This window comes from Phyllobacterium sp. (genome assembly GCF_037994405.1).
In the GTDB taxonomy this organism is placed as follows: domain Bacteria; phylum Pseudomonadota; class Alphaproteobacteria; order Rhizobiales; family Rhizobiaceae; genus Phyllobacterium.
In genome coordinates this window covers 1-2,028 of record NZ_JBBNAN010000179.1, presented here as the reverse complement: position 1 = coordinate 2,028, position 2,028 = coordinate 1, and the positions used below count along the sequence as shown (strand labels likewise).

At 59.8% G+C, this 2,028-nt stretch carries 1 protein-coding gene and 2 pseudogenes; 1 reads left to right on the top strand and 2 read right to left on the bottom strand.

Translation table 11 applies throughout. The annotated features are described in order from the left end of the window. Positions 1–134: 134 nt before the first annotated feature. Positions 135–467: a helix-turn-helix transcriptional regulator gene (locus AAAC48_RS10500; protein ID WP_340654125.1), complete on the bottom strand. Its 333-nt coding sequence runs from the start codon at positions 465–467 to the stop codon at positions 135–137. 519 nt (positions 468–986) lie between these two features. Then, positions 987–1,184, bottom strand: a pseudogene (locus tag AAAC48_RS10495) (hypothetical protein); the annotation flags it as partial. Between the two features lie 182 nt (positions 1,185–1,366). On the opposite strand from AAAC48_RS10495, the pseudogene AAAC48_RS10490 reads away from it, so the two are divergent. Then, positions 1,367–2,028, top strand: a pseudogene (locus AAAC48_RS10490) (IS5 family transposase); the annotation flags it as partial.

Genomic DNA, 2,028 nt, shown 5'->3' with positions numbered 1-2,028 from the left:
GTCATGGCTACCTCCTCAGCGCTCTACTGTTCAGTGAGCAATGATACGATGGAGGATGCGTCGCCGCTTCGGGCGAATTGCCCAGGCAGTGTCAGCGGCACAATGGGCAATTCTCACCAAAGAATATCGAAGTGTCAGATCAGACCATGTTCGTATGCATAGGCCGTGGCCGCCGCCCGCGTCGGTACGTCCAGCTTGTTGAAGATATTGCTCGCATGTCTGTTGATCGTCTTCTCGCTCAAAGACAGCTCCCGCGCGATGATTTTGTTGCTCTTGCCGGCAGCAATCAGACGCAGCACCTGCATCTCGCGCGCCGTCAATCCACTTTGGCGATCCGATGGCGCAAGGCGCGCGAGCTTGTCGACATGCGCAAGATCGGGTTTGGCTCCCAACTGCAGGAACACCGCCCTGGCGGCGCTGAGCTCAATCTCGGCTCCGTCACTATCTCCCACGGCCCTGCAAGCCATGCCGATCAGAACCCGCACGCGCGCGGCGGCATAAGGTGCCCCGAGGTCTTGCCATACCGTGCATGCGGGACGCAGTGAAAGAAGGGCGGCTCCCATATCGCCTTCCGCCAATTCGAGGGCTCCTCGCGTTTCTGCTGCCATTGCAGACAGCACGCTTGTGCCGAACCATTCCGCTGTCTCGCTGAGTTCACTGCAAGCGCCACGGGCTTCCTGAATGTCACCTGCGGCCAGTGTGATCTCGACATGAGCGGGCAGAACCCGCGCACGATCCAGTTGGTCGGTGGTGCCGGCGACCTTACGGCGGATCCCGGCCACGGCGTCGTCGATGCGGCCCTGGGCCATCCGAAGGAGTGCAAGGCCTGGTTGCGGGTCCCATCCCCACTGTCCCGCGTTACGGTAGGCTTCCTCGGCCAAGCCGAATTCTCCGCGAAGGCGATGGACCTCGGCTTGCTGGTATAGAGCGGCCGCCGCGGCTTTCTGCCGGTCTCTACAGGAAAAACGCTGGTACGCACGTTGCGCCTCCCCGATGAGGCCGTCGCCCATCAGCTTGACGATCCGGCCGCGGTGCTCAGCCATCAATGGCTCCAGGAGGGAATGCCGCAGATGTTTCATCGCGGCCAGCGTCCCGGCTTCGTCGGCTTCGACAAGGCGCGAGTAGCCGACCACATCGGCAATTAGTATGGCGGCCAAACGCCGCTCAACCTGAGGCAAAGTCATTTTAATCCGAGGAAACAATAGCTCATTGCCGCGAATATTACGACTTGAATCAGGATGGATGAAGGTCGGTTAACCTACGCGAGAGCAGCCGTTTGTCGTCTCAACCGGCCTTGGTGCATGAATAATTTCTGAACGGTTCGGCGATAGGCAAACAGGATCGCAATCAGCTTGATCCGAGTGCCATGCCGTACAAACACAACGCCGATCGTCGTCATCACATCGCAAAGATGAAATTCAGGGTGACGAATTGGCGGGAATACGAAGGAGGTCTGCGTCGGCGTGGCAGTCTTACACTGTGGATGACGCCGGAAGCATTGGCCGGATGGCGCGCACCACGGCGAAAAACGCGAGGTGGTCAACCCCGGTATTCCGATCTTGCCATCGAAACGGCCCTGACGCTGGGCTGTGTGTTCGGAATGCGGCTGCGCCAGACCGAAGGGCTCATGAACTCGGTGTTCGATCTGATGGGACTTGATATACCCGTCCCCGATCATACGACCCTGAGCCGTCGGGCACAGAAATGGATGCCACCCGCCCGACGAAACCCGCCCCTGGCGGACGGCCCGTTGCACGTGCTTGTCGACAGCACGGGATTAAAAGTCTACGGCGCCGGGCAATGGCTGGAGCAGAAACATGGCGCAGATCACGACGCAACTGGCGCAAGCTCCATCTGGCAGTGGATGCCAATAGTGGCGCGATCATTGCCCATAAGCTGACCGACCAGGACACGGATGATCCTTCCCAGGTGTCGCCATTGCTCAGCCAGATCGACGGCGAGATTGACCAGTTCACAGCCGACGGAGCCTATGATGGCAAGCCAACCTATCGGTCTGTCCTGCAGCAC

Excerpts from the sequence above, each read along its gene's own strand:
- AAAC48_RS10500 (WP_340654125.1), bottom strand. The coding sequence starts at position 467 with ATGGCTTGCAGGGCCGTGGGAGATAGTGACGGAGCCGAGATTGAGCTC.